18 protein-coding genes are annotated in these 23,480 nt (G+C 71.6%); 8 read left to right on the top strand and 10 right to left on the bottom strand.

The genetic code is table 11. The features are described from left to right. Window positions 1–68 precede the first annotated feature (68 nt). Window positions 69–1,520 carry an MFS transporter gene (locus AB0I54_RS05060; RefSeq protein ID WP_363294978.1) on the bottom strand — a complete coding sequence of 484 codons (1,452 nt, stop codon included), beginning with the start codon at window positions 1,518–1,520 and terminating at the stop codon, window positions 69–71. A 38-nt stretch (window positions 1,521–1,558) separates the two neighbouring features. On the opposite strand from AB0I54_RS05060, the gene AB0I54_RS05065 reads away from it, so the two are divergent. Continuing rightward, a complete protein-coding gene (locus tag AB0I54_RS05065) occupies window positions 1,559–2,131 on the top strand; it encodes an XRE family transcriptional regulator (protein WP_363294493.1) in 573 nt (190 codons plus the stop codon). Here the strand turns inward: AB0I54_RS05065 and AB0I54_RS05070 are convergent. From AB0I54_RS05070 to AB0I54_RS05080, 3 genes are all read right to left on the bottom strand, one after another. Then, window positions 2,128–2,754, bottom strand: coding sequence for a VOC family protein (locus AB0I54_RS05070; protein WP_363294494.1), 627 nt, complete (start codon window positions 2,752–2,754; stop codon window positions 2,128–2,130). The two genes, AB0I54_RS05065 and AB0I54_RS05070, sit on opposite strands and share 4 nt — an antisense overlap. A gap of 11 nt (window positions 2,755–2,765) precedes the next feature. Further along, entirely contained in the window at window positions 2,766–3,326 is a 561-nt protein-coding gene (locus tag AB0I54_RS05075) for a hypothetical protein (RefSeq protein ID WP_363294495.1), read from the bottom strand. 229 nt (window positions 3,327–3,555) lie between these two features. Next, a complete protein-coding gene (locus AB0I54_RS05080; protein ID WP_363294496.1) occupies window positions 3,556–4,641 on the bottom strand; it encodes a substrate-binding domain-containing protein in 1,086 nt (361 codons plus the stop codon). Between the two features lie 318 nt (window positions 4,642–4,959). Here AB0I54_RS05080 and AB0I54_RS05085 point away from each other — a divergent pair, with 318 nt between their 5' ends. Further along, on the top strand, window positions 4,960–6,543 hold the full coding sequence (locus AB0I54_RS05085) for a carboxylesterase family protein (RefSeq protein WP_363294497.1): 1,584 nt from the start codon (window positions 4,960–4,962) through the stop codon (window positions 6,541–6,543). A 69-nt stretch (window positions 6,544–6,612) separates the two neighbouring features. Here the strand turns inward: AB0I54_RS05085 and mmuM are convergent, their stop codons facing one another. Together mmuM and AB0I54_RS05095 are read right to left on the bottom strand one after the other, a co-directional pair. After that, window positions 6,613–7,548: a homocysteine S-methyltransferase gene (gene mmuM / locus AB0I54_RS05090; protein ID WP_363294498.1), complete on the bottom strand. Its 936-nt coding sequence runs from the start codon at window positions 7,546–7,548 to the stop codon at window positions 6,613–6,615. A gap of 48 nt (window positions 7,549–7,596) precedes the next feature. Next, window positions 7,597–9,708, bottom strand: a complete 2,112-nt coding sequence (locus tag AB0I54_RS05095; protein ID WP_363294499.1) for an autotransporter — start codon at window positions 9,706–9,708, stop codon at window positions 7,597–7,599. 181 nt (window positions 9,709–9,889) lie between these two features. On the opposite strand from AB0I54_RS05095, the gene AB0I54_RS05100 reads away from it, so the two are divergent. Then, window positions 9,890–11,299: an RICIN domain-containing protein gene (locus tag AB0I54_RS05100; protein ID WP_363294500.1), complete on the top strand. Its 1,410-nt coding sequence runs from the start codon at window positions 9,890–9,892 to the stop codon at window positions 11,297–11,299. Window positions 11,300–11,315: 16 nt separating this feature from the next. On the opposite strand, the gene AB0I54_RS05105 is transcribed toward AB0I54_RS05100, so the two are convergent. Beyond that, complete coding sequence (locus AB0I54_RS05105; RefSeq protein WP_363294501.1) at window positions 11,316–12,995, bottom strand: rhamnogalacturonan lyase B N-terminal domain-containing protein; 1,680 nt, start codon at window positions 12,993–12,995, stop codon at window positions 11,316–11,318. 190 nt (window positions 12,996–13,185) lie between these two features. Between AB0I54_RS05105 and AB0I54_RS05110 the strand changes: the two genes are divergently transcribed. Then, window positions 13,186–14,238, top strand: a complete 1,053-nt coding sequence (locus AB0I54_RS05110; protein ID WP_363294502.1) for a rhamnogalacturonan acetylesterase — start codon at window positions 13,186–13,188, stop codon at window positions 14,236–14,238. Between the two features lie 69 nt (window positions 14,239–14,307). Next, window positions 14,308–16,035 carry a DUF2264 domain-containing protein gene (locus AB0I54_RS05115; protein ID WP_363294503.1) on the top strand — a complete coding sequence of 576 codons (1,728 nt, stop codon included), beginning with the start codon at window positions 14,308–14,310 and terminating at the stop codon, window positions 16,033–16,035. On the opposite strand, the gene AB0I54_RS05120 is transcribed toward AB0I54_RS05115, so the two are convergent. Beyond that, window positions 15,980–17,362 (bottom strand): hypothetical protein, encoded by a 1,383-nt coding sequence (locus AB0I54_RS05120; RefSeq protein ID WP_363294504.1) that lies wholly within the window; start codon window positions 17,360–17,362, stop codon window positions 15,980–15,982. The genes AB0I54_RS05115 and AB0I54_RS05120 overlap by 56 nt on opposite strands. 103 nt (window positions 17,363–17,465) lie before the next feature. On the opposite strand from AB0I54_RS05120, the gene AB0I54_RS05125 reads away from it, so the two are divergent. From AB0I54_RS05125 to AB0I54_RS05135, 3 genes are all read left to right on the top strand, one after another. Continuing rightward, complete coding sequence (locus AB0I54_RS05125; RefSeq protein WP_363294505.1) at window positions 17,466–17,834, top strand: VOC family protein; 369 nt, start codon at window positions 17,466–17,468, stop codon at window positions 17,832–17,834. A gap of 268 nt (window positions 17,835–18,102) precedes the next feature. Continuing rightward, on the top strand, window positions 18,103–18,564 hold the full coding sequence (locus tag AB0I54_RS05130; RefSeq protein WP_363294506.1) for a hypothetical protein: 462 nt from the start codon (window positions 18,103–18,105) through the stop codon (window positions 18,562–18,564). Further along, window positions 18,561–19,316: an isocitrate lyase/phosphoenolpyruvate mutase family protein gene (locus AB0I54_RS05135; protein ID WP_363294507.1), complete on the top strand. Its 756-nt coding sequence runs from the start codon at window positions 18,561–18,563 to the stop codon at window positions 19,314–19,316. The genes AB0I54_RS05130 and AB0I54_RS05135 overlap by 4 nt, the downstream gene beginning before the upstream one ends. Window positions 19,317–19,390: 74 nt before the next feature. Here the strand turns inward: AB0I54_RS05135 and AB0I54_RS05140 are convergent, their stop codons facing one another. Together AB0I54_RS05140 and AB0I54_RS05145 are read right to left on the bottom strand one after the other, a co-directional pair. After that, window positions 19,391–20,617: an MFS transporter gene (locus AB0I54_RS05140; protein WP_363294508.1), complete on the bottom strand. Its 1,227-nt coding sequence runs from the start codon at window positions 20,615–20,617 to the stop codon at window positions 19,391–19,393. Further along, window positions 20,614–23,475, bottom strand: coding sequence for a glycoside hydrolase family 2 TIM barrel-domain containing protein (locus tag AB0I54_RS05145; RefSeq protein ID WP_363294509.1), 2,862 nt, complete (start codon window positions 23,473–23,475; stop codon window positions 20,614–20,616). Before AB0I54_RS05145 ends, AB0I54_RS05140 begins: the two co-directional genes overlap by 4 nt. Between the last annotated feature and the right edge of the window lie 5 nt (window positions 23,476–23,480).

The following is a 23,480-nucleotide window of genomic DNA, read 5'->3' on the forward strand; positions in this document are numbered from 1 at the left end:
GGCCCGCGGCCGGCGCGATGGGTCGGGCCGTGCTCGCGCGTCATTCCTCGCGCGACATTCCTTACACGTCATTCCTTGCGCTTCATTCCTCGTGCCATCGCGAACAGCAACAGCCCGCAGCCTGCGACCAGGATCCAGCCGGGACGGGAGGCGTGGGCGAGCCCCGCCGGGGCGGTGCCCGCGACCAGGCCGCCTGCCAGGGCGATGCCGAGCGCGGAGCCGAACTGGCGGGCGGTGGAGGTGATTGCCCCGGCGACGCCGGCCCGGCTCGGCGGCAGCCCGCTCACCGCGGTGTTGGTGATGGGGGCGTTGGCGAAACCGAAACCGACGCCGATGAGGGCGTAGGCCGACAGGAGGAGGAACACACTCGTGTTCCGGCCGAGCCCGACCAGGCACAGGCCGCCCGCCGTGAGGAAGGCGCCGGCCAGGACGAGCGGGAGCCGTGGCCCGACGCGGCCGACCAGACGTCCGGACAGAGGCGCGCAGACAGTTGCCGCGATCGCCATCGGCAAGGTCGCCGTCCCCGCGGCCAAGGGTGTCCACCCCCTGGCCTGCTGCAGATAGAGGGTGTTGAGCAGCAGCGTCACGTTCAGGGCGACGAAGACCGCGACGGCGCCGAGGACCGCGCCGGTGAACGCCGGATGCCGGAACAGCGCCAGATCCATCAGTGGCTCGGGCCGGCGGGATTCGACCCGTATGAACAGCAGCGTCGCCAGGGCGGCGAGCGCGTACGCGGTCAGCGCCACGGGCGACGTCCAGCCGATGTGCGGCCCCTCGATGAGCACACCGACCGAGACGCCGATGACCACGGTCAGCAGAGCCTGACCCGGGACGTCGAGCCGCCGCACCCGCTGCGCCGCCCGGGACTCCGGTACGAATACCGCACTGAGCACGAGGGTGGCCACCACGACCGGCGCGTTGATCCAGAACAGCGACCGCCAGCCGAACCCCGCCAGGAGAGCGCCGCCCGTGACGGGACCGGCGGCCATGCTCAGCCCGAAGACCGAGGCCCAGACGCCGATCGCCTGCGCTCGCTCCCTCGGGTCCGGCATCGCGTTCACCACGATCGCCAGAGCCACGGGACTCAGCATCGAGGCGCCGATCCCCTGCACGGCACGGGCCGCGATGAGCGCGCCCGCCGTGGGTGCCACCGCGCAGACCAGCGAGGCCGTGCCGAACACGACCAGCCCGCTCTGGAACACCCGCCGGCGTCCGAACCGGTCCGCCAGTGCGCCCGAGGAGATCAGCAGACCGGCCAGGACGAGGGTGTAGGCGTCCACGGTCCACTCCAGACCGCGTGTCCCGACGTCCAGGCCGCGCCCGATGGCGGGCAGACCCACGTTCACGATGGTGGTGTCCAGACCCACCAGGAACATGCTCAAACAGCAGACGGCCAGCACCGTCCAGCGTCTGCGCGCGCTCAGAAGGGGCGGCTGAACAGGATGTGTCGTCGTGGTCACGGTCTGCCTCTCACGTCCGGGAGCATCAGCCCGGCAAGCGTCCGACCGGACCACCACCACGGCCCAGCGTTCTTGCGAAGGCTGCAAAACTGGACTCCGTGGACGCGGAAGTGGAACAGATAATCGACGGCATCGGCCCCCGGCTGCGCACCCTCCGCCGCGACCGCGGACTCACGCTGGAGGACCTCGCGGCGACGACCGGGATCTCCGTCAGCACGCTGTCCCGGCTCGAATCCGGCAGACGGCGCCCGACCCTCGACCTGCTCATCCCGCTCGCGCGTGCGCACCGTGTCGCACTCGACCAACTGGTGGCCGCACCCGCCACCGGCGACCCGCGCGTGCACCTCAAGCCCCAGCGTCACGGCCGGGGCAGCGTCCTGGTGCCGCTGACCCAGTACCCGGGCCGGGTGCAGGTGTTCAAGCAGGTCCTGTCGCCCCGCGAACCGAAGCTGGTGACCCACGACGGCTACGAGTGGCTCTACGTCCTCGCGGGCGAGTTGCGTATCGTCCTCGGGGAACGCGACTTCACGCTGCGCCCCGGCGAAGTGGCCGAGTTCGACACCAGGGAGCCGCACTGGTTCGGCCCGGCGGGCCCGAACGCCGTGGAGATCCTGCACCTGTTCGGGCCCCGGGGAGACCAGGCGGTGATCCGCGCGAGCCCGTCCGGCTAGTCGAAGGTCACGGGTCCCTTGGGCGTCTTCACGGTGAAGGCGATCCCCACCGGCCCCTCGCTGAGGCGGAGTTCGGTGCCCAGGGCGGTCAACGGGGCACGGATCTCGTCCGGGTCAGGGGCGGTGGCCGAGACCTCCACCAGGGGCGTGACGGGCAGCCCCGACGCGGACGGGTGGACGGAACGACCCCAGTCGATCAGGAACGGCACCAGCCCCGAGGGGTGCGCGGTGTAGGTCAGCCGCCACTCCAACAGGGTCCCGCCGGGGGCGCGGCGGCTCATCGGGTACGTGGGACCTGGGTCGAACCCCCGCTCCCGGGCCGTCGCGATCGCCGCGTCCAGGTCGGGCGGGCTGATCGCCCAGGTCACCGTGCGCGGTCCGGTCAGCCCGTCGACCCCGAAGGCGTGCAGGTCCGACGGGGTCTCCTGCTCCGGGTCCGGCCCGATGATCTCCAGATAGCTGGAACTGCCCAGCGACACCAGGTAGTTACGGGTGCCGAGCTCGACGTGCACACCACCGGGAGCGGGTACCACACCGGTCCGCTCGGTGAACTCGGCGACCGTCGCCGCGAGGTCGGGCGTTGCCAGGACGAGGTGGTCCAGGAGTGGGGGGATGGCATTCATTCCGGCTGAGGCTAGGGGCGCCGCTGCCCCCGTTCAAGAGAGCCACCCCAAGTGAAATGCCGCCTTCCTGTGGAACATTCGTACGCCACTTCTGATTGAGGATCGCCACCTTGTCCGGATCCGCGATGAGTCCCGGGGCTGCGGCGCAACAGGATCGCCACGGCGACGGCGGTGACGGCGGCGGCGAGCAGGGCGGTGCGCAGGCCGGTGATGAACGCGGTCTGAGCCTGGTGCAGGACCGTGCCGCCCGCGGCGGCGCCCGCCAGCGACGACTCGGCCGCTTCGGCGACCCGCGGCGGGACGCCGGTCGGGTGGAGGTCGCTGCGGTAGGCGGCGGTCAGAAGGCTGCCGAGCACGGCGATACCCAGGGCGCCGCCGAGTTCGCCTGCCAGGTCGTTGACGGCGGAGCCGACATTCTGCAGTTCCTTGGGCAGGGCGTCGGTGATGGCGGTGGTCGCCGGGGGCATCGCCAGCCCCAGACCGGCGCCCAGCGGAGTCAGACCGGCGGCGAGGCGCCCGTACGTGCTGGTGCCGTCCAGGTGGGACAGGACGGTCAGACCGGCGCCGAGCATCAGCAGCCCCGCGACCCACGGCCGCGCACCCCCAGACGCCGGGTGAGCAGCGGGCTCAGCCGGGAGGCGGGGATCACCCCGAGGGGCATGTGTGCGCAGCGGGGCCCCCTGCGCGGCGCGCGTCCGCTCGGGGCCCGCTCGCCGGGGAGTGACTCCGGAGAGGTCTGCCGTGCTCGACGTCGGACCGTCCGCCTCGTCGACGCCGAGTCGAGTGGGTGACGGGACCGGGTCATGCGCCCGTCCCCGTGGGCCGCGCGGCCGTGCTCGCCCGTCGGACCAGGCGGGTCGACAGTTCCGTACGCGTCCCCTCCGGGCGCTCGCCCTGCATCATCCGCACCAGCAGGCGCAGGCCCGCCGCCGCCATCTCCGACAGCGGCTGGCGGATCGTGGTCAGCGCCGGGGTGACCCAGCGGGCCTCGGGCAGGTCGTCGAAACCGACCACGCTGATGTCGTCCGGCACCCGCAGCCCCCGTTCGGCCAGCGCCGTGTACACCCCGAGGGCCATCCGGTCCGAGCAGACGAACACGGCCGTCGGGGGCTCGGACAGGTCCAGCAGTTCCAGCATGCGCAGCCGGGCGGTGGCCTCGTCGAAGCCCGCGTGCCGCACGTACTCCGCATGCGGCCGCACCCCGGCCGAGGCGAGCGCGGACCGGTAGCCGGCCACCCGGGCGCTGCCGCACATCGTGCGCCGGTGCCCGGTGATCACCGCGACCTGCTCGTGTCCCAGCGTCAGCAGGTGCTCGGTCGCGGTCACCCCGCCCTGCCAGTTCGCCGCGCCGACCGACACCGCGCCCGGCGGCGGTTCGTGCGCCGGGTCGATCATCACGTACGGGATGCGATGGTGGTCGAGCCAGGCGTACTGCGCCGGGGACAGCTCGGCCAGGTTGAACAGCACCCCCGACGAGCCGCGTGCCGTCAGCTTGTCCAGCCAGCCGCGCTCCGGGCGGCCCGCCCGGGTCCGGGTGAGCCCGGCCGAGACCACGACCTCAAGGCCCGCCTCGTGCGCCGCCTCCTCCACCCCGTGCAGCACGGCGCCCGACCAGGAACTGTCCAGCGAGTGCACGACGAGGTCGACCAGCCCCGGTGCCTTTGCCGTGTCGAAGCGGGGTCTGCGCACATAACCCAGCCGGTCCAGTGCCTCGGTGACCCGGCGACGGGTCTCCGGCGCCACGTCCTCGCGGCCGTTGACGACCTTCGACGCCGTCGGCACCGACACCCCGGCCTCGCGGGCCACCACGGCCAGCGTCGGACCGGCCGTCACGCTCGCACCCCCCGCACGTGCCGTCGCCGAACCCGCCACCGCTGAACCCGCCATCGCCGAATCCGCCTCTCCGGCCCGCACGGGGACCATCGAAAGTTGCGACCACAGAAAGCGCTTCCTACGATAAGTGCGGCTCAACTCGGCGTGAAGACATGGGAATTCACGGAATCGCGGTCGGTGGGACTTTCGAAACTTCGAACGAGGGATCGGCGCCCGTCCGATTGGCTCCGCAGCCGTGCACGCGTGTGCGGGCAGAGCGTCCGTCACCCGAACGGCCTCCCGTTCGCCCCGTGTACAGGAATACCCGGAGCCGATGTGATGCTCTGCATTTACCGGTGTGCGAACGCGAGCGCGGGAGGAGCTGGTGGGCGGATGGCGGAGGACCGGGCGGACCCCGTGGTCAGAACCCCCTACGGGGCGGTCCGCGGCAGGTACGAGCGTGAGGTCGCGGTGTTCCGCGGCATCCCGTACGCCGCCCCGCCCTTCGGGCCCCGCCGCTTCCTGCCGCCCGAGCCGCCCGAGCCCTGGGACGGTGTGCGCGACGCGGGCGCCTTCGGGCCGACCGCGCCGAAACCGCCGTACTCCGAGGTGTTCGCCCACTACCTCTCCGATCCCTTCGTGGGCGGCGAGGACTGTCTCAATCTGAACGTCTGGACCCCGCAGCCCGGCCCCGCGGCCCGGCTCCCCGTCCTGGTGTGGCTGCATGGCGGCGCCCTGACCAGGGGATCGTCGTCCGTGCCGGTGTACGACGGCCATGGCTTCGCCCGCGACGGCGTCGTCCTCGTCTCGGTCAACTACCGGCTCGGCGTCGAGGGCTACGGACTGTTCCCCGACTCGCCCCCCAACCCCGGCCTCCGTGACCAGCTGGCCGCGCTCGAATGGGTGTACGAGTCGATCGCGGCCTTCGGCGGCGACCCGGGCCGGATCACCCTGGCCGGACAGTCGGCCGGGGCCATCAGCATCGGTGCGCTGATAGCCGCGCCGGGCGCCCAGGGCCTCGTCCGCCGTGCCGTGCTGCAGAGCGGACCGCCGGAGGCCGCGGAACGCGACAAGGTACGGCGGATGGTCCGCCGTATGGCGGCCCGGCTCAAGGTCCCCGCCACCGCCGAGGCCTTCGCCGCCGTCGACCGCGACCTGCTGCTGCGCACCCAGGCCGAGGTGGGACGGCGCAGCAGCCCGGTCCTGGGCGGTCCCGCGTTCGGGATCGTCGTCGACGGCGACATCGTCCCGCGCGATCCGCTGGAGGCCCTGGTGGAGGGCCGGGCCGCGGCCGGCGTCGACCTGCTCATGGGCTGGACCCGCGACGAGTACCGGCTGTGGCTGGTGCCGGGCGGTCTCATGGACCATGTGGACCGGCTCGGGCCGGTGGCGCTCGCCGGGGCCATGGCCCGCTGCCACTGCGGCCACGAGGTGCCGCGCGGCTACCGCGCGCTGCATCCCGAGGCCGGCACCGCCGAGATCGTCGGCCAGATGGTCACGGACCATCTGTTGCGCCGCCCGCTGCACCGGCTGGCGGACGCGCGTCCCGGATCGTCGTACGTCTACGAGTTCGCCTGGCCCTCCAACCTGCCCGGCCTCGGGGCCTGCCACGCCCTGGAACTCGGGTTCGTCTTCGACACGGGGCACGTCCCGGACTCGGCGAAGCTCGCCGGCGAGGGCGCGCCCGAGGAGCTGTGCGACGCCATGCACGGGGCCTGGGTGCGGTTCGCCGACACGGGGGATCCGGGTTGGCGGCCGTGGGACTCCCAACATCCCGTCCAAATCTTCGGCGAGGGTGAACCGCACCTCGCATTCGGCCCGCGGGACGCCGAACTCGCCCTGTGGGCCGTGGCGGCGACCGACACCGACACCCCGGAGCCGAGCACCGTCAACGGCACACCGACCCCCGCGCGCGCCGCGGAACTGGCCTCCGCGGTACGCCGCCTGCGCCGCTCGGTGGGGACCCGCAAGCACTGATCCGTCGACCGCCGGTCACCGGCTCCCGCCGCGACCGGGGCGCTGGCAGCGGGCGGACGGCAGGTCGGGTCAGGCCATGGCCAGCGTGCGCGCGATCGACGTGATCGCCCGGGGGCCCACCCGGCAGCAGCCGCCGATCAGGTGGGCGCCCGCGTCGTGCCATGCCTTGACCTGTTCGGTGGTGAACGTGGCGCGGCCGGTCCAGGTGCGGGCCTCGGCGTCCCAGGTCTCGCCGCTGTTGGGGTAGACGACGACCGGTTTGCCGGTCACGCGGGCCGCGGCCTGGATCGCTCCGTCCACGTCCCCGGGAGCACAGCAGTTGACGCCCACCGCGACGACCTCGTCCGCGCCGGCGGCCAGGGCGAACGCCTCGTCCAGGGGCTGACCTGCGCGGGTGCGGTCCCCGTCGATCGTGTACGACAGCCAGGCGGGCACACCGAGTCCGCGCACCGCCCGCAGCAGTGCCGTCGCCTCGTCGGTGTCCGGGACCGTCTCCAGGGCCAGGACGTCGGGCGCGGCCGCCGCCAGCACCTCCAGACGCGGGCGGTGGAAGCGCTCCAGCGCGTCGACGCTCAGCCCGTACCGGCCCCGGTACTCCGAGCCGTCGGCGAGCATCGCCCCGTACGGACCGACCGAGGCCGCCACCCACAGCGGGCGCACGACCCCCTCGTCGTGGGCCCGCCATGCCGCCTCCCGGGCCAGTTCCACGCTGAGCGCGAGCAGCCGGGCCGCCTCCGCACGATCGATCCCGCGCCGGGCGAAGCCCTCGAAGGTGGCCTGGTAGCTCGCGGTGATCGCCACGTCGGCGCCCGCCGTGAAGTAGGCGAGATGCGCCTCGGTGACCGCCTCGGGCTGCTCGGCGAGCAGCCGCGCCGACCACAGCTCGTCGCTCAGATCGTGCCCGGCGGACGCCAGCTGGTTGGACATGCCGCCGTCGAGCACGACGGTCCCGGTGGCGAGGGCTTCGACGAGGCCGCAGGACGCTGCGGGGGTGTTGCCGGTCATGTCACGACGCTAGTCGAAACGGGCGTCGGCGGTCACCGGCCGCCGGTGTCAGCCCTGTGCCGCATGCCGCCCGCCCCTCCTTCGCCCCCTGTCACGGGCGCGCAGGCCCGCCGGGAACACCAGGGCGCCCAGGAGGCCGGCCGCCAGGACGTACGGCCACCAGCCGAAGGCGTCGGCCGCGGTGTTCGTGCTCCTGGTGTCCATCGCCTTCGTGTCGGACTCGGCCCGGGTGGGCGGGTTCGCGGCGGCGCCGTCGCCGCCGCCGTCGGCGGTGAGGACGACGTCGTTGCCGTCGCCGCCCCGGTAGCTGATCCGGTAGACGGTGTCCATGAGCTTGAACCGGGCGCCCTCGCGCAGGCCGTCGAAGGCGCCGGTGGTCCGGGAGCGGCCGGTGTGGTCGATGACGGTGATCTCGTGGGCGGGATCCTTCCCGGCGGCGGCCATGTCGAAGGACCCGGCCAGCCGGACCGCGCCCGTCACCTTCAACGGCTCGCCCCGCAGGACCAGTTGGCCCTTCGCGCGCTGGACGTAGTCCCCGGTCACCGTCAGCCCGCCCGCCACGAGGCCGTCGTTCGTCACCGCACCCCGCACCGTGCCCTTGCCGGTGAGCGTCGTGGTGACCCGCAGCCCCGAGGAGCCCGCGTCCAGCCGCGCCCCCGCCGAGGTGAGCCGGATCGCCCTGCTGTGGGCGAGCGTTGCTCCGGAGCGCAGGGCGAGCGTGCCTCTCGTGACGGTCGTCGTCCCGGTGTAGGTCACCGTGTCGCCCGTGAGCGTGGTCGTGGCGGCGCCCGACTGCACCAGGGCGCCGCTCCCGCCGAGGTGGCTCAGCCGCACGAGAGTCGTCGTGTTCCGCAGGAACAGGGTCCCGTCGTTCACGATCCGGCGCCGCGCGGTCCCCGTCAGCAGGGAACCGTCGCCGCCCTTCGCGCCGGACCCCAGCCGCAGCACGGCACCCTCACGGACGGTCGTCGAGCCGTCGTAGTACTGCGCGGCCGCGAAGGTCACGTCGTTCCCGTGGGTCCCCGCGATCACGATGTCCCCGGCGCCGGGCGCGGCCAGGGTGTCGTGGTATCTGCCGCCGCCGATCGGGGCGCCCAGGGTGACCGGGCCGTCGTAGTCGAAGGTGAGGCGGGAGCGCCGACCGCTCGCGATGTGCAGGTTGATGTACACGGTGTCCCGCGTGCCCGGCATGAAGATCCGGTGCGTGGTCCCGTCCCCCCACTGCACGTCGGCGCCCTCGATGTTGGTCCCACGCTTGTTCAACTGGTGGGGAATCGCCCGCCAGTTGAGGTCCGGGTCGCTGAGTGAGGGGTGGGTGTCGCCGCCCCGGTCGCTGTAGCTGTACTGCCCGGTCAGCACGACCTTGCTGCCGGGCCGTGTGTGCACGTTGACGTCGCTGCCGTAGGCGCGCTGGTAGAAGTCCTGCCGCAGGGTGATCGTCCGGTTCAGCGGGGTGTCGATGATCCACGAGCCCTGGTTGAGGATCGCGCGGGCGGCGGGCAGGGCCACCGGGAACTCCGGGCGGCCCACGGCCATTCCGGTTCCGTTGTCGATGACCCCGGAGAAGGGGTGGGTCCCGGCGAGGTCGAGCGTGCCCCACATGTTGCGCGGCTGGGTGACCAGACCCGAGCCGCTGATGGTGCCGATGTTGAAGGTGCGGGTCAGGGACAGACGGAGGGTGCCGTCGACCCGGATGTTGAGCTGGTTCAGCCGGTAGCCGGGGGTGTCGTAGGGGAAGTGGCCGATCAGGCCGGTGCCGCCGCCCGTGCCGTACTGGAGCGTCGCACCGCGTTCCACGGTGATGGCGGGCGGATCGGGGTTGGTCACGGTGGTGTACGGGTGGTTGCCGCCCTGGGTGCGCACCACCTGCCGCTGCCGGGACCCGGGCAGGGTGAAGTCGCTGTCACTGGTGAGGACCAGTGTGCCGCCGCCGCGCACGGTGAGCGTGCCCCGGCCGTGCAACACGCCGTCGTACGTGGTCGTTCCGGACGGCACGGTGACCACCGAGTCGCCGGTCAGCGTCACGTCCCGGTTCGCGAGCACGTCGGCGGTGATGTCCCGGGTGCCGGCGGCTGCCGCCGGGGGAGCGGTGACCAGCAGGGCGGCGACCGCGGCGAGGGCGCCGGCGGCGGCTGTCGTGGTGTGGAGATGGCTGCGCACATGTGGGAGACGGGCCGGGACGAAGTCGATAACAGAAAATCGGGCATTGCTTGAAAGGGCTTTCCCTCCGTCCCGTCGGACCCGTTGACCTCCTCGTGGCACGCCCTTACCTTTTCGGCGATCCCAACGTTCGCCATGACAAATGCTGTTCGCAGCCTCGAACATTGCCGGAGTGTGTGAGATGAGACGTGCGTACGCGATCCTGCTCGCCCTCTGTCTGGCGCTGATCGGCGCCCTGGCCACCGCCTCACCCGCCGCGGCCGCGGCCGGGACCGTCACCAACGGCTCCCAGTTCACCGACACTTCGGGCGCCATCGTGCACGCGCACGGCGGCGGGGTGATCAAGGTCGGCGGCTACTACTACTGGTTCGGCGAGGACCGTAACGCCGACAACACCTTCCGGTCGGTGGACGCGTACCGCTCCACCGACCTCAGGACCTGGGAGTTCCGCAACCGCGTTCTGACGCAGTCCAGCGCCTCCGAGCTGGGCACCGCCTACATCGAGCGGCCGAAGGTCATCTACAACGCGGCCACCGGCAAGTTCGTCATGTGGATGCACAAGGAGAACGGCGTCGACTACAGCCAGGCCCGTGCCGCCGTGGCCGTCTCCGACACCGTCGACGGGACCTACACCTACCGGGGCAGCTTCCGGCCGCTCGGCCAGTACATGTCCCGTGACCTCACGGCCTATGTGGACACCGACGGCACCGCGTACCTGGTCTCGGCCGCCAACGAGAACTACGACCTGCACATCTACCGGCTCACCGCCGACTACACCGCCATCGCCGCCCTGGTCGCCAACCCCTGGCCGGGCGGCCATCGCGAGGCCCCGGCGCTGTTCAAGCGGGGCGGCGTCTACTTCATGCTGACGTCGGGCGCGACCGGCTGGAACGCCAACCAGCAGCAGTACGCCACCGCCACCTCCCCCTCCGGCCCCTGGACGGCCTGGACGAACATCGGCGACTCCACGGCGTACAACTCGCAGACCGCGTACGTCCTTCCGGTCACCGGGACTTCGGGCACCTCGTACCTCTACATGGGCGACCGCTGGGGCAACTCCTTCGGCGGCACGGTCAACGACTCCCGTTACGTCTGGCTGCCGTTGACCTTCCCGACGTCCACCTCGATGTCCATGTCCTGGTATCCGGAAGTCTCCGTCGACACGTCCGCCGGGACGGTCACGGGCACGAGCGCCACGTACAACACGCTGATCGCCCGGCACAGCGCCAAGTGCGCGGACGTACCGAGCCAGTCGCTCTGGCAGGGCGTCGCCATCAGCCAGTACACCTGCAACGGCGGCGCCAACCAGAAGTGGTGGTTCAAGGACCTGGGCACCGGATACTACGAGCTGATGGGCCGGGGCAGCTCCCAGTGCCTCCGAGAGAACTCCACCGACGTCACCCAGGAGAACTGCACCGGCGCCACCACCCAGCAGTGGTCGCTGGTCACCTCCGGCTCCTATGTGAACATCAAGGCCAGGACCACCGGCAAGTGCCTGGACGTCTCCGGCGCGGCCACCGCCAACTCCGCCGTGATCATCACCTACACCTGCAACGGCGGCACCAATCAGCAGTGGACCCGCGGCACCTGACCCTGGGCACGGCGCGTCAAGCCAGGAGATCCAGCGCGTCGACCGACGTCCCCGCGCTGAGGAAGCCCGTCGTCCCCGAACCGCTCACCACGTTGATCTTCAGCACGTTGTACTGGCCGGTGTCCGTGCGCCAGGCGCTCGCCGGGATGCTGTAGGTGTAGGTGTGGTTGTTGCCCCGGTACGAGCCCACGGTCAGTGACCGCGTGCTCGGCTGGGTGGGCGGGGAGGGGACCGACGACGTCCAGGTGTCGTTGACGACGACCTGGGGCCGGCCGTTGGCGTACGCGGTCGTCACCCCGATCCGCAGGGTGTGCGAGGCGGCGGCCTGGGCGGCGGTGAGCCTGAAGTACACCAGCAGACCGCTGTTGACGTCCTTCCAGAGGTAGCAGGGGAACGCGGAGGTCTCCGTGCCGCTGCCGATCACCACGTTGCCCGTCCAGGACGCGGCACGGACGTCGGACGGATGCGCGTACGTCATCAGGTCCGCGTTCTTGAAGCCGCCCGGCGTTCCGTTCCAGTCGCCGATCCGCCAGATCGCGGTCGCGTTGCCCGGGTCGTTCGTCGACGGGACGGTGATCGTGTCGAGCGTGGTGGTCGTGCCCGCGGACACCGTCACCGATGTGCTGTAAACGGCCAGCTCGCCCTTGTGGACGGTCAGTGTGTATGTCCCCGGCAGCACACCGGCCACGGAGAAGTAGCCGTCCGAGGAGCGCGCCGAACCCCAGTACTGCGCCGCCGAGTTGGCCAGCCCGACCGTGTAGGCGTACGCCCTGTTCCGCCCGGCGATGCCCACGCCCGCCACCCGGCCCCGGCCGCTCGCGGGGACGTATCCCGAGATGCCCAGCCCGTCCGCCCACGGGGTCGTCAGCGTGCCCGGGTACAGCGACGAGGAGGGCGCGCCGCCGTCCGTGAAGGCGATGACGTACGGGCCCTGGAGGCCGTAGCGCTCGGGCTCCGTCTGGTTCTCGCCGTAGTACAGGATCTCGTACAGCCCGCCTCCGTCCGCGCTCTGGTGCCGCAGCAGCGAGCGGTAGAACGGGCCGCCGGAGGCCTTCTCGTGGTTGCTGCGCACGATCCACAGGCCGACGCTTCCGGTGCTCCAGCCGAGATAGGCGTAGTCCATTACCCGCAGCTTCGAGTAGTGCTTCGAGCGGGTCTGGCCGTCGGACTTCTGGAACACGTCCGAGGCCTCGATGGTGGTGGGCGCGTACGTGTACGAGTCGGGCTCGTCGTTGAGGAACAGACCCGCCCTGACGCGCACGATGTACCGGGTGGCGCTGACGGACGAGTCCGCCTTGTCGGTCCACAGATAGACGTTGTTCTCACCGCTGCGGGCCGCGTAGTAGTGCTTGAGCGTGCCGTGCGTGACGGAGATCAGGATCGTCGAGCCGGACTGGGCGATGGTCACCGTGGAGGTGCCGAGGCCCGATTCGATGTGTGAGTTCTTGCCGCCGTAGCCCTGGTACTCGGTGCCCCGGTGGACCAGCGAGGTCAGGTCGCCGTTGGCCTTGCCGACCTTGAAGACGAGGCCCGCGCCGGTGTCGACGACGTAGTTCGAGCCGTCGTCGCTCCAGCCGAAGCCCGCGGCGGACGCGCTGCCCGCGAGCGGTCCGACGAGGGCCGCCGAGCCGGCGGCGGCCAGGGTGCCGGCCACGAAGGTGCGGCGTCCGATCGGTCTGTTCGGTGATCCGGACATGGGGGTGCCTCCTTCGGGAGGTGTGGGGGTGCCGGTGCTTCGCAGAGTGACAGTTGAATCGGTTTTGCGAAAGGGCTTTCGTTGGCTTGGAGTTGGCAGTCTCGGGGAAATGGTCCAAGGTCTAGAAAGCGCTTGTCGATGCGGTACGGTCCAGCCGCCAGGCCTTGTCGCCGTGACGGAGGAGCCACGAGTGAGACGATTCAGCGCCCTGCGCGTCGCCGTGCCGGCGGCGGTCATCCTGAGCACAGCCCTCGTGGCGGCCCCCGCCCGGGCCCATGACCGGCAGCCACCGCTCGGCATCGCCGACTGCACCGCCACCGCCTGCCACTTCGACGTCCCACCCGGCACCTACGACGTACGGGTCCGCCTCGGCGGCGAGGCCGCCGCCAGCACGAGCATCAGCGGCGAGACCCGGCGCTCCCTCCTCCCCGAGACGCCCGCGGACGCGGGCCGGCACGTCACCCGCAGCTTCACCGTCGACGTCCGTACCCCCGAGGGCGAACCGACCGGCGCCGACGGAACTCCCGGCCTGGACCTGGCCATCGGTGGCAGGGCACCCGCACTGGCCGACATCCGCGTGACCCCGGCTCCCCACTCCCGCCGGATCGTCCTCATCGGCGACTCCACCGTCTGCTACCAGGCCGGCGACCCCTACTCCGGCTGGGGCCAGCAACTCCCGCAGTACCTCCGCAGGGGCGTCTCCGTCGCCAACTACGCGGATTCCGGGGAGAGTACGGTCACCTATCTCCAGGACCCCCGGCTGTGGGCGACCGTCCAGCCGCTGATCCGCCCCGGCGACCTGGTCCTGATCCAACTGGCCCACAATGACAAGACGACGGACGAGGCGACGTACCGGGCGAATCTGGAGACACTGGTGGCGGGTGTACGGGTCAGGGGCGGGGAGCCGGTCCTCGTCACGCCGATCGTGCGCCGCTGGTTCAACGCGGACGGCACGCTGAACAACAACACCGCCCTCCTGGTCAACGGCCTCGGAGTCGACCACCCGGCCGTCGTCCGCTCCGTGGCCGCCGCCGAGGAGGTCCCGCTGATCGACCTCACCGCGAAGACGAAGTCGCTGGTGGAGTCCCTGGGCGTGGAGGGCTCCAAGGCGCTGTACCTCTACAACGAGAAGCGGGACAACACGCACACCTCCGTACGCGGCGCCACGGCCTACGCGAGCCTGGTCCGCGAGGAACTTCTCGCCCTGCATCTGGTGCCGAAGGGCAAGGTGAGGGTGGGATGAAACCCTGGGGCGTCCCGACCGGAACCGGGGCGCCCCAGGCCGGCCCCGCTGGAAGGACACACACCGCCGATGCACCTGCCCCAGCCCGACCGCACCCTGAGCCCGCGCACCGGCTGCACCCGCGCCCACTGGGAGGCCGCCGCCGACGCCCTGCTCGCCGCGGTGGAGCCGTATGCCACCGGGGACCGCGCCCTCTACCACCTCCCCGGCGACCACGAGAGCTGGTCGGGCCGCCTCTCCGACGGCCTGGAGGGATACGCCCGTACGCTGCTGCTGGCCGCCTTCCGCCGCGACGAGAACACCCTCGGACGCTACGCGGACGGCCTCGCCGCCGGGGCCTCGGGCGTCTGGCCGCGCATCGAGGACCGCAGCCAGCCCCTGGTCGAGGCGGCCTCGATCGCCCTCGCCCTGCGGCTGACGCGGCCCCTGCTGTGGGACCGGCTGGACGAGCCCGTGCGCGAGCGGGCGGCGGCCTGGCTGGCGGACGCGCTCACCGCCGAACCCTGGCCCTGCAACTGGGAGTTGTTCCCGGTCACGGTCGGCGGATTTCTCCAGGAGATCGGGTACGAGGCCGACGCCTCCCGCAAGGCCGTCGAGCGGGGCCTGGAGCGCATCGAGCAGTGGTACGTCGGTGACGGCTGGTACAGCGACGGCCCCGGTCGCGCCTTCGACTACTACAACGGCTGGGCCATGCACCTGTATCCGGTGCTGCACGCGTGGCTGGCGGGCGACGCCGCGCTCCTCGACCTGTACGGCGCCCGGCTCGAACGTCATCTCGCCGACTACGCCCGGCTCTTCGGCGGCGACGGCGCCCCGATGCTCCAGGGCCGCTCCCTCACCTACCGGTTCGCGACGACGGCCCCGCTGTGGCTGGGCGCGCTCACGGGACGTACGCCCCTGGCCCCGGGGGAGACCCGCCGGCTGGCCTCCGGCGCGCTGAAGTACTTCCTGGACCGCGAGGCGGTCGACGAGCACGGTCTGCTCACCCTCGGCTGGCACGGCCCCGACGAGACGCTCCTGCAGGGCTATTCGGGACCGGCCTCCCCCTACTGGGCGAGCAAGGGCTTCCTCGGGCTGCTCCTGCCCGCGGACCACGCGGTGTGGACGGCGGCCGAGGAACCGGGACCGGCCGAGCGGACCGACGCGGTGACCCCCATCTCGGGACCCAACTGGCTGCTCCAGTCGACGAGTTCGGACGGTGTGGTCCGGCTGCACAACCACGGCAGCGAGGACGTCCGCTACGACCCCTACTACACGCGGTTCGCCTACTCGACGGTCACCCGGCCGCTCGGTTCGCCGCCCGACAACGTCGTGACGGTGGGCGGGGACGCGGACCGCACCGGCATCGTCCCGCTGGGCGTGGGGGAGGGCTGGGCGGCCTCCCGGTACACCGCGGGGGGTGCCGGCGGCGGGACCGAGGTCACCAGCCTCGTGGTGGCCGAGGGCGCCGCGGAGGTGCGCGCCCATCTGGTGACCGGCGCGGCACCCGGGACCGATGTCCGTATCACCGGCTGGGTGCCGTGGCAGGACGAGCACGCCGAACTGGTGCCGGTCCACGGCCTGTCCGGCGACCTCGCCCTCTCCGGTACGACGGGTGACGGCCCGACCCTGTTCGTGGCCCTGGCCCGTCTCACCGGCGAACCGGACCCCCTGCCCCTCGGGGAGCTGGTCTCCGTCGAGGTGCGGGGGCCGTACGAGCTGGGCGTGAGCTGGGCCGGGGGCCCGGTCCGTCATTTCCGGTTCACGGCGTCAGACGGGCGATCCGCAGGGTCTTCGTGGTCGGTGACGCCCCGCTGAGCTTGGTGGCGTACGACGGGGTGACAGGAGCGTAGGCCCAGGTCAGGGAGCCGTCCTTGGCCACGGCGAGGTCACCGGTGATACGGGCGCTCACCACCTTGTCCGCGCCGACGAGCCGGCCGTTCCAGTCGACGAGCCGCAGATGGGTGCCCGTGAAGGTGCCGGTGCAGGTGCCCGCGGCGCACTTGGCGTTCTTCAGGGACTCCCAGGACAGCAGCAGCTTGTCCTTGCCGTACGGGGCGAGATGCACGTTGACGTGCTCGGTGCCCTTGGTGTCCGACAGGTAGATCGCCTTGCCGGGGCCGGAGTTGGGGTTCTTGAGGAAGGCGATCGCCACCTGGTGGGTGCTGGTCCTCGGCGTGACCGTCCAGCCGCGGCCGCTGGAGTCGGCCGGGTTCGTCTTGGCGGAGGCGGCACCGCGGGAGGCGAACGCGGTCGCGTATCTTCCGGTGGCCGACTTCACCAGGTCACCGGTGCGGCTGGGGAAGGTACCACCGCAGTACCCCGCCCAGCACTGCTCCCGCTGTACGACCGGGGCCACGTCCGGGGCGCCGATCCCGGTGGAGACGAACAGGCCCGAACGCCAGTCGTCGAAGCACAGCGAGGTGAAGGCGCCGGACTTCTCGGCGTGCAGGGCGATGCCCTCGTTGTGGCTGCACCCCCAGCCCCAACCGCCGCCGAGCTTGGCTCCCTTGGGGCTCACGTACGACAGCTTGTCGCCGTAGTGCCCGTCGGCGAAGCCGCCCGCGCCGTGCACGACGAAGTAGGCGCCGTACTTGCTGCCGTTCCAGGTGAGCTGTCCGTCCAGCGTCGGGGCGGTGTCGTGGGAGGCGGTGCCGGTGAGCTTGGTGCTCCAGGTCTTCGTGCCGTTCGTGTAGCGGACGATCGCGGCCGCCGTCTCCTTCCACTTGTTGCTGTCGGAGACGCGAGTGAGCAGCGCGAAGCCGTTGTCGTGCGCGACCAGGCCGCCGACCTCCTTGGCGCCCTTGACGACCGTGTCCGCACCCGAGCGCTTCCCGGCCGGAGTCAGTGGGGTGACGTGGACGCCGTCCGAGGCGGGCCAGGCCACGCGCAGGGTGCCGTTGGGAGCCACCGCGGTGGCCGTACGGTTCCACTCGCGGACGTTGTTGTAACCCGCCGACAGATAGGGGTACTTGGCGGGCAGAGCGACCGACGTACTGGTGACCGCGAGCGGGGCGGTGGTAGCGGCCCCGGCGGTGGCGTACCACGCCCCGGCGAGCAGGCCGGCGGCCGCGAGGGCGCCTATGGCGGGCTTGCGCGCCACCCGGACGCGGCGGTGGCGTGTCGTGCGTTGTGCAGAAGTCATGCCTTCCGGTCGCCACCGACCCCGGAAAGGTTGCCGAACCCGGTGCCGATCTCATTGGCGAATTCGTTTTCCCTTTCCCCGCGCACGCACCAGAATCCGACCCATGACTTCCAAGATCCGGCACGTGACGATCGACTGCGCCGACGCCTATGCCCTCGCCGCCTTCTGGTCCCAGGTCCTGGGCGAGCCTCTGCACGAGGACGACCATCCCGGCGACCCGGAGGCACTGATCGAGGCCGCGGGCCTGCTCTTCGTCACCGTGCCCGACCCCAAGACCGTCAAGAACCGCGTCCACATGGACCTCCAGCCCCAGGACCACACCCGCGACGAGGAGGTCAAACGCCTGCTCGCCCTAGGTGCCACACTCGTCGACGACCGACGCCGGGAGGACGGCACGGGCTGGGCGGTACTGGCCGACCCGGAGGGCAACGAGTTCTGTGTGGAGCGTGGGGTGGTGGAGCGGGGGGAGTAGGCCGCTAATACGTACCAGCGGGTAACTGCTGTCCTGGATGCATGAGCCCTGACACACCAAGCCGCCCGCCACAGTTCGAACTCCGCTTCGGTGGTCTGCACTTGACGATTCAGCGCATCCCCCGCTGGTTCTTGACCGCTCTCGCCACGACCACGGGAAGCGGGCTTGCCGCATGGCTCACGTCTCGGTGATGGTTCTTGTGGGACCTGGTCCGGACGTGCGGGACAGTTCGGCGGGCGCCGAAGTGACCGGGGCCTAGCGTCTTCGTATGAGTGCCGACATCGCAACGGAGACACCCGCCGAGGTCATCATCGCCATGGTCGACCATGTGCTGGAGCTGGCCGCCACCTGGACCGCCTGGGACGGTACGCCTGCACGCATCGACGACCGCGTCTACACCCCGCACAAGGCGATCCGTCGTACCGCGGACCATCTCATCGACCACCTGGCCGAGCTGGAGGCCCGGCTGGCGGGGCAGGCACCCCAGCCGGACCACTGGCACGCCTCCGCGATCACGACCGCGGCGGACCTCGCGCCCTTCACTTCCGAGGATCTCGACGAGGCCCGCAGTCGTCTCGTCCGGCTCGCCCGTATCTGGGCCGACCGCCTGGACGCGTTGACCGACGAACAGCTCGACGACTCGCCCGGTGCGGGCTGGAGTTTTCGCGAACTCGCCCACCACCTCGGGGGATCCCGGTACTACGCCGACGCCGTCGGGAGGCTTTCATGACCTCGTTCGGTGGTCTTCATCGCGCGGGCGAGCCCCTGTTCCTGCCCAACGCCTGGGATCATGCCTCCGCGGCCGCCCTCGCCGCGCGCGGCTTCGCCGCCATCGGCACCACGAGTCTCGGTGTCGCCGCGGCCGCCGGTCTGCCCGACGGCGCGGCCGCGACCCGCGAGCACACCCTCCGGCTCGCCCTCACCCTCGGGACGGAACCCTTCTTCCTCTCGGTGGACGCGGAGGGCGGATTCAGCGACGAGCCCGAAGAAGTAGGGGAGTTCGCACGGGAGTTGTGGGCCGTCGGGGCGGTCGGTGTCAATCTCGAAGACGGGCTCGGGTCCGTGGACCTGCACGCCGCGAAGATCGCCGCGGTCAAGTCGGCCGCGCCCGGGCTCTTCGTCAACGCGCGTACCGATACGTACTGGCTGGGCGGGGGAGAGGAGACCTTCCGGCGGCTGGAGGCCTACCAACAGGCCGGCGCCGATGGTGTGTTCGTCCCCGGGCTGACCGACCCCGAGCGCATCGGCGCCCTGGTGCAGCACCTCCACGTCCCCATCAACATCCTCTACTCGCCCGCCGGTCCCACCGTCCCCCACCTCACCGACCTCGGCGTACGGCGGATCAGTCTCGGCTCGCTGCTGTACCGGCGGGCGCTGGGCGCCGCGTTGGACGCGGTGGACGACATCGCGGCCGGTCGGGGCGTCGGCGGTACGACGCCCTCGTACGACGATGTATGGGCCCTTGAGCGCCGGCCCGGGTGAGAGCGAGGTCCGCGGACCGAACCCGCAGGAGTGGCGGTGCCGGCGGTCTGGGTCGCTGCTGCCGGTCACTCGTGTCACTCGACGTATCTCCTCGTCGGCCGAACCGGCCGGATCGACCGAGTCAGCCGGATCAGCCGGACGGTCGCCAGGAGCGACGCGGCCGACAACACGGTCAACAGCCAGGGCACGGCATGGATCCCGGACGCCTCGATGCCCACGCCCAGCAGCGGCGGCGCGCCCACTCCACCGATCATGGAGGCGGCGATCACCCAGGCACCGGCATGCTCGGCCTGCGGAAGCGCCCTGTTCAGCCAGGGCAGGCCGGTCGGGAAGACCGGCGCGATGAACAATCCGACACCCGCGTACGCCACCGGGGCCACTCCTTTTACGAGCGTCAGCAGCAGGCACACGGTCATACCGGCCGCGCACACCGTGAGGATGCGCTCGGGCGAGTGCTTCAGCGTGATCGGTACGACCAGGAAGCGGCCCACCGTCATCATCAGCCAGTACACGGAGGTCGCCGAGGCCGCCACGGTCGCGGTGTAGCCGACGGTCTCCAGATGGGTCGGCTCCCAGCCGCCCACACCCGCCTCGACGGCGACGTTGAGGATGTACAGGACGAGGAAGCCGAGGAGGATGCGGGGGAGGCCCAGGGAGGCGGCCGGTGCGGCTGATGACCGTTCGGGCGGCGCCGTACGCACGCCCCTTGAGCCGAGCGGCACCAGCGCTCCCGCCAGCACCGCGCACCCCCCGAACGCGTACGCGTAGCCGTCCGGGCCCGCCCATGCCACCACCGCCGGGCCGAGGACCGCGCCGATGCCGAAGTGGGCGTTGAGGACGTTGAGCATCGCCGTGGAGCGGTCGCCGAAGCCGACGGCGAACAACTGGTTGAGGCCGTAGTCGGTGCCGCCGAAGCCCAGGCCGCAGAGGAAGGCGGCGGCGAGGGCGAGCTGCCAGTTCGGGGCCAGCGCGAAGCCCGCCGCGCCGGCCGCCATCAGACCGTAACCGGCGGCCAGCAGCGCCCGGTTGCTGATCCGGGAGTGGACGGCGTTGAAGGCGAGGACACCGGCGACCCCGCCCGCGAAGTGCAGGCTGAGGCCGAGTCCGGCGCCCGCGGGGGACAGACCGAACTCCGAGCGCAGCCCGGGCACCGCCGGGCCGTACAGCGCCTGGAGCATGCCGATCAGGACGAAGCCGACGCAGGACGCGACCGCGGCCGGCCGGGTGCAGAGATTTCCGGGGGACGACCCCGGACCCCCGCGCCGGCCGGCCGCGGGGGTCCTGCCGACCGTGTCGGTCAATTGACCTCCGAGAAGACGAAGGAGAACTCGGCGGGCTCGGCCCCCAGGTAGTACTGGGGCAGGGGGCCCGGGCCGCAGGACTGGGAACCGATGCCGTGCTGGCCGTGGTCGAGGTTGACCCAGACCGTGTCGCCCGGGGTGAGGTCGGTGCGGTGGGTGGCGGCGTCCAGCTGCTCGGTGGTCCAGCGGCGGGCGGTGAACCAGAACTCCGGGTCGCCCTCGACGCGCAGACCGCCGATCTCCGCCCAGCGGACGTCGGCGCGGGCGCCGTTCTCCTGCGGACGCACGTAAGGTGTCTGCAGCTCGTCCACCGTCGACCGCCAGCGGCCGACCGCCGACGCCGACCTGGTGTCCGGATACGCCTCCCCCGGACCGCCGCCGAACCACTCCACACGGTCGGCGGCCGACAGCCCGAACCGGATGCCGAGCCGCGGCAGCGGTACCGTCCAGTCGCCCTCGGGGGACACGGACACGGTCAGCCTCAGCCGGTTGCCGTCCGACGTCCAGCGGTACACCGTCGACAGGCCCACCTCCCGGGCGGCGGGCGCCACCCGGGTGCGTACCGTCAGGGCGTCGTCGCCCAGCTCCACGCCGTCGAGCCGGTGCCGCATCCGGTGCAGGCCGAGCTGCCGCCAGAGCAGGCCGTGGCGGACGTCGGTCTGCCAGGCGGCGCCGTCGTCGTTGTCGGTGGTCGCCCGCCACACGTCCAGACGCAGACCGGTGACCGGCACGCCGCCGACGGTTCTGAGCCCGCCCGTCCGGGCGTCGAAGGAGGCCGGGCCGAGCGTGATCAGCCCTTCGCCGAGCGCCGGCCCGTCGGTCGCGACGACGGACGGAGTCTGCCGCGCCGACACGGGGAACTGGCCCCATGCCACCACATGGTCCTCGGGTGCCCACGGGGTGCCGGCGGCCGTCAGCGCCCGTACCGTCCACTGGGTCTCACCGTGCGCTGCCGAGGGCGCCTGAGGCAGCTTCACGTCGGCCGACTCACCGGGTGCCAGGGTGGGCACCTGGAGGCTGCCCGACGCGACCGTCTCGCCGTCCACCTGGTACGACCACGCGAAGGCGAGCGCGGACAGATCGGCGAAGTCCTGCCGGTTGGTGACGCGGACGGTGCCGTCGGCGCCGTCGCCGTCGATACGGACCGGCTCGATCACCTTCTTGTACTCGATCAGCCCGGGAGAGGGCTGCCGGTCCGGGAACAGCAGCCCGTCGCAGACGAAGTTGCCGTCGTGCAGCTCCTCGCCGAAGTCGCCGCCGTACGCGAACCCGTACCGCTCGTCCTTGATGCCGTGGTCGATCCACTCCCAGACGAAGCCGCCCTGGAGCCGGTCGTAGGACTCGAAGATCCGCTGGTAGTCGGCGATGCCGCCGGGGCCGTTGCCCATGGCGTGGCCGTACTCGCAGAGGATGAAGGGGAGTTCGCGGCGTCGGTGGGTGCCGCCGTCCAGGCCGCGGCCGATCCGCTCGACCTCCGCGTGGTCGGCGTACATCCGTGAGTAGACGTCGGTGTCACGGCAGTCGATGTCGCCCTCGTAGTGGACCAGCCGTGAGGAGTCCCGGCCGTGGATCCACTCGGCCATCGCGGTGAGTCCGCGGCCGGTGCCGGCCTCGTTGCCGAGCGACCAGATGACGACCGACGGGTGGTTCTTGTCGCGTTCGACCATGCGGGCGGCGCGGTCGAGCAGGGCCGGGGTCCAGCGTTCGTCGTCGACGGGGTTGTCCCGCCAGCCCTGCTCGGTGAAGCCGTGGGTCTCCAGGTCGCACTCGTCGATCACCCACAGGCCGTACTCGTCGCACAGGGACAGGAAGGCCGGGTGGGGCGGGTAGTGGGAGGTGCGCACGGCGTTGATGTTGTGCCGCTTCATCAGCAGCACGTCCTCGCGCATGGTCTCCAGGTCGAGGGAGCGGCCCTTCTCCGGGTGCCACTCGTGCCGGTTGACGCCCTTGAAGAGGACCGGCCTGCCGTTGACCTTGATCAGGCCGTCGTCGAGCGCGACCGTCCGGAAGCCGATCCTCAGCGGCACCCGCTCGCCCTCGGTGGCCAGCACACCGTCGTACAACTGCGGTGTCTCCGCGGTCCACGGCCGCACCGGGACCGTCACCGGCTCGCCGGTCGCGACGTCGACGCCCAGGTCCGGCACGGTGACCCGGCCGTCCACGTCGGAGTCGACGCGCAGGGTGCCCTCGCCGGTGACATGGTCGTAGGAGGCGTGCACGAAGAAGTCGAGGACGGCACCCGCCGGCCGGTGCAGCAGCGTCACATCACGGAAGATGCCCGGCAGCCACCACTGGTCCTGGTCCTCCAGGTACGATCCCGCCGACCACTGGTGGACCCGGACGGCCAGCACATTGCCTGCGGGCTTCAGCAGTTGGCCGACCGCGAACTCGTGGGGCAGCCGGGAGCCCTTGAACTCGCCGATGTCCGTGCCGTTCAGCCACACGCGGGCGCAGGACTCCACGCCGTCGAAGCGCAGCACCGCGCCCCCGTCCGACGGCCAGTCGGACGGCAGGTCGAAGCTGTGCAGATGGTCGCCGGTGGGGTTCTCGGTCGGTACGTGGGGCGGGTCGACCGGGAAGGGATAGAGATGGTTGGTGTAGATGGGTGAGCCATGGCCCTGGAGGACCCAGTGGCCGGGGACCGAGACCTCCGCCCAGTCGCCGGAGTCGAAGCCCGGCTCGGCGAACGAGTCGTCCTCGGCGTCGGCAGTGGCCGACACGCGGAGACGCCAACTGCCGTTCAGGGAAAGAGATGCGGCGTCCGAGGAGGCGTACCAGGCCCGGGGCGGCAGTGCCCCGGAGCCGGGTGCCACGTCCTCTACGTAGTCGATGGCCGATGGGGAGGTGCGGAAAGACATCGGTC

This window comes from Streptomyces sp. NPDC050625, from assembly GCF_040654755.1.
Taxonomy (GTDB): Bacteria; Actinomycetota; Actinomycetes; order Streptomycetales; family Streptomycetaceae; genus Streptomyces.

Coding starts and splice junctions, on each gene's coding strand:
- AB0I54_RS05070 (WP_363294494.1), bottom strand. CDS start 2,754: ATGAATGCCATCCCCCCACTCCTGGACCACCTCGTCCTGGCAACGCCC.
- AB0I54_RS05075 (WP_363294495.1), bottom strand. CDS start 3,326: ATGCTCGGCGCCGGTCTGACCGTCCTGTCCCACCTGGACGGCACCAGC.
- AB0I54_RS05080 (WP_363294496.1), bottom strand. CDS start 4,641: ATGGCGGGTTCAGCGGTGGCGGGTTCGGCGACGGCACGTGCGGGGGGT.
- AB0I54_RS05085 (WP_363294497.1), top strand. CDS start 4,960: ATGGCGGAGGACCGGGCGGACCCCGTGGTCAGAACCCCCTACGGGGCG.
- mmuM (WP_363294498.1), bottom strand. CDS start 7,548: ATGACCGGCAACACCCCCGCAGCGTCCTGCGGCCTCGTCGAAGCCCTC.
- AB0I54_RS05100 (WP_363294500.1), top strand. CDS start 9,890: ATGAGACGTGCGTACGCGATCCTGCTCGCCCTCTGTCTGGCGCTGATC.
- AB0I54_RS05105 (WP_363294501.1), bottom strand. CDS start 12,995: ATGTCCGGATCACCGAACAGACCGATCGGACGCCGCACCTTCGTGGCC.
- AB0I54_RS05115 (WP_363294503.1), top strand. CDS start 14,308: ATGCACCTGCCCCAGCCCGACCGCACCCTGAGCCCGCGCACCGGCTGC.
- AB0I54_RS05120 (WP_363294504.1), bottom strand. CDS start 17,362: ATGACTTCTGCACAACGCACGACACGCCACCGCCGCGTCCGGGTGGCG.
- AB0I54_RS05125 (WP_363294505.1), top strand. CDS start 17,466: ATGACTTCCAAGATCCGGCACGTGACGATCGACTGCGCCGACGCCTAT.
- AB0I54_RS05130 (WP_363294506.1), top strand. CDS start 18,103: ATGAGTGCCGACATCGCAACGGAGACACCCGCCGAGGTCATCATCGCC.
- AB0I54_RS05135 (WP_363294507.1), top strand. CDS start 18,561: ATGACCTCGTTCGGTGGTCTTCATCGCGCGGGCGAGCCCCTGTTCCTG.
- AB0I54_RS05145 (WP_363294509.1), bottom strand. CDS start 23,475: ATGTCTTTCCGCACCTCCCCATCGGCCATCGACTACGTAGAGGACGTG.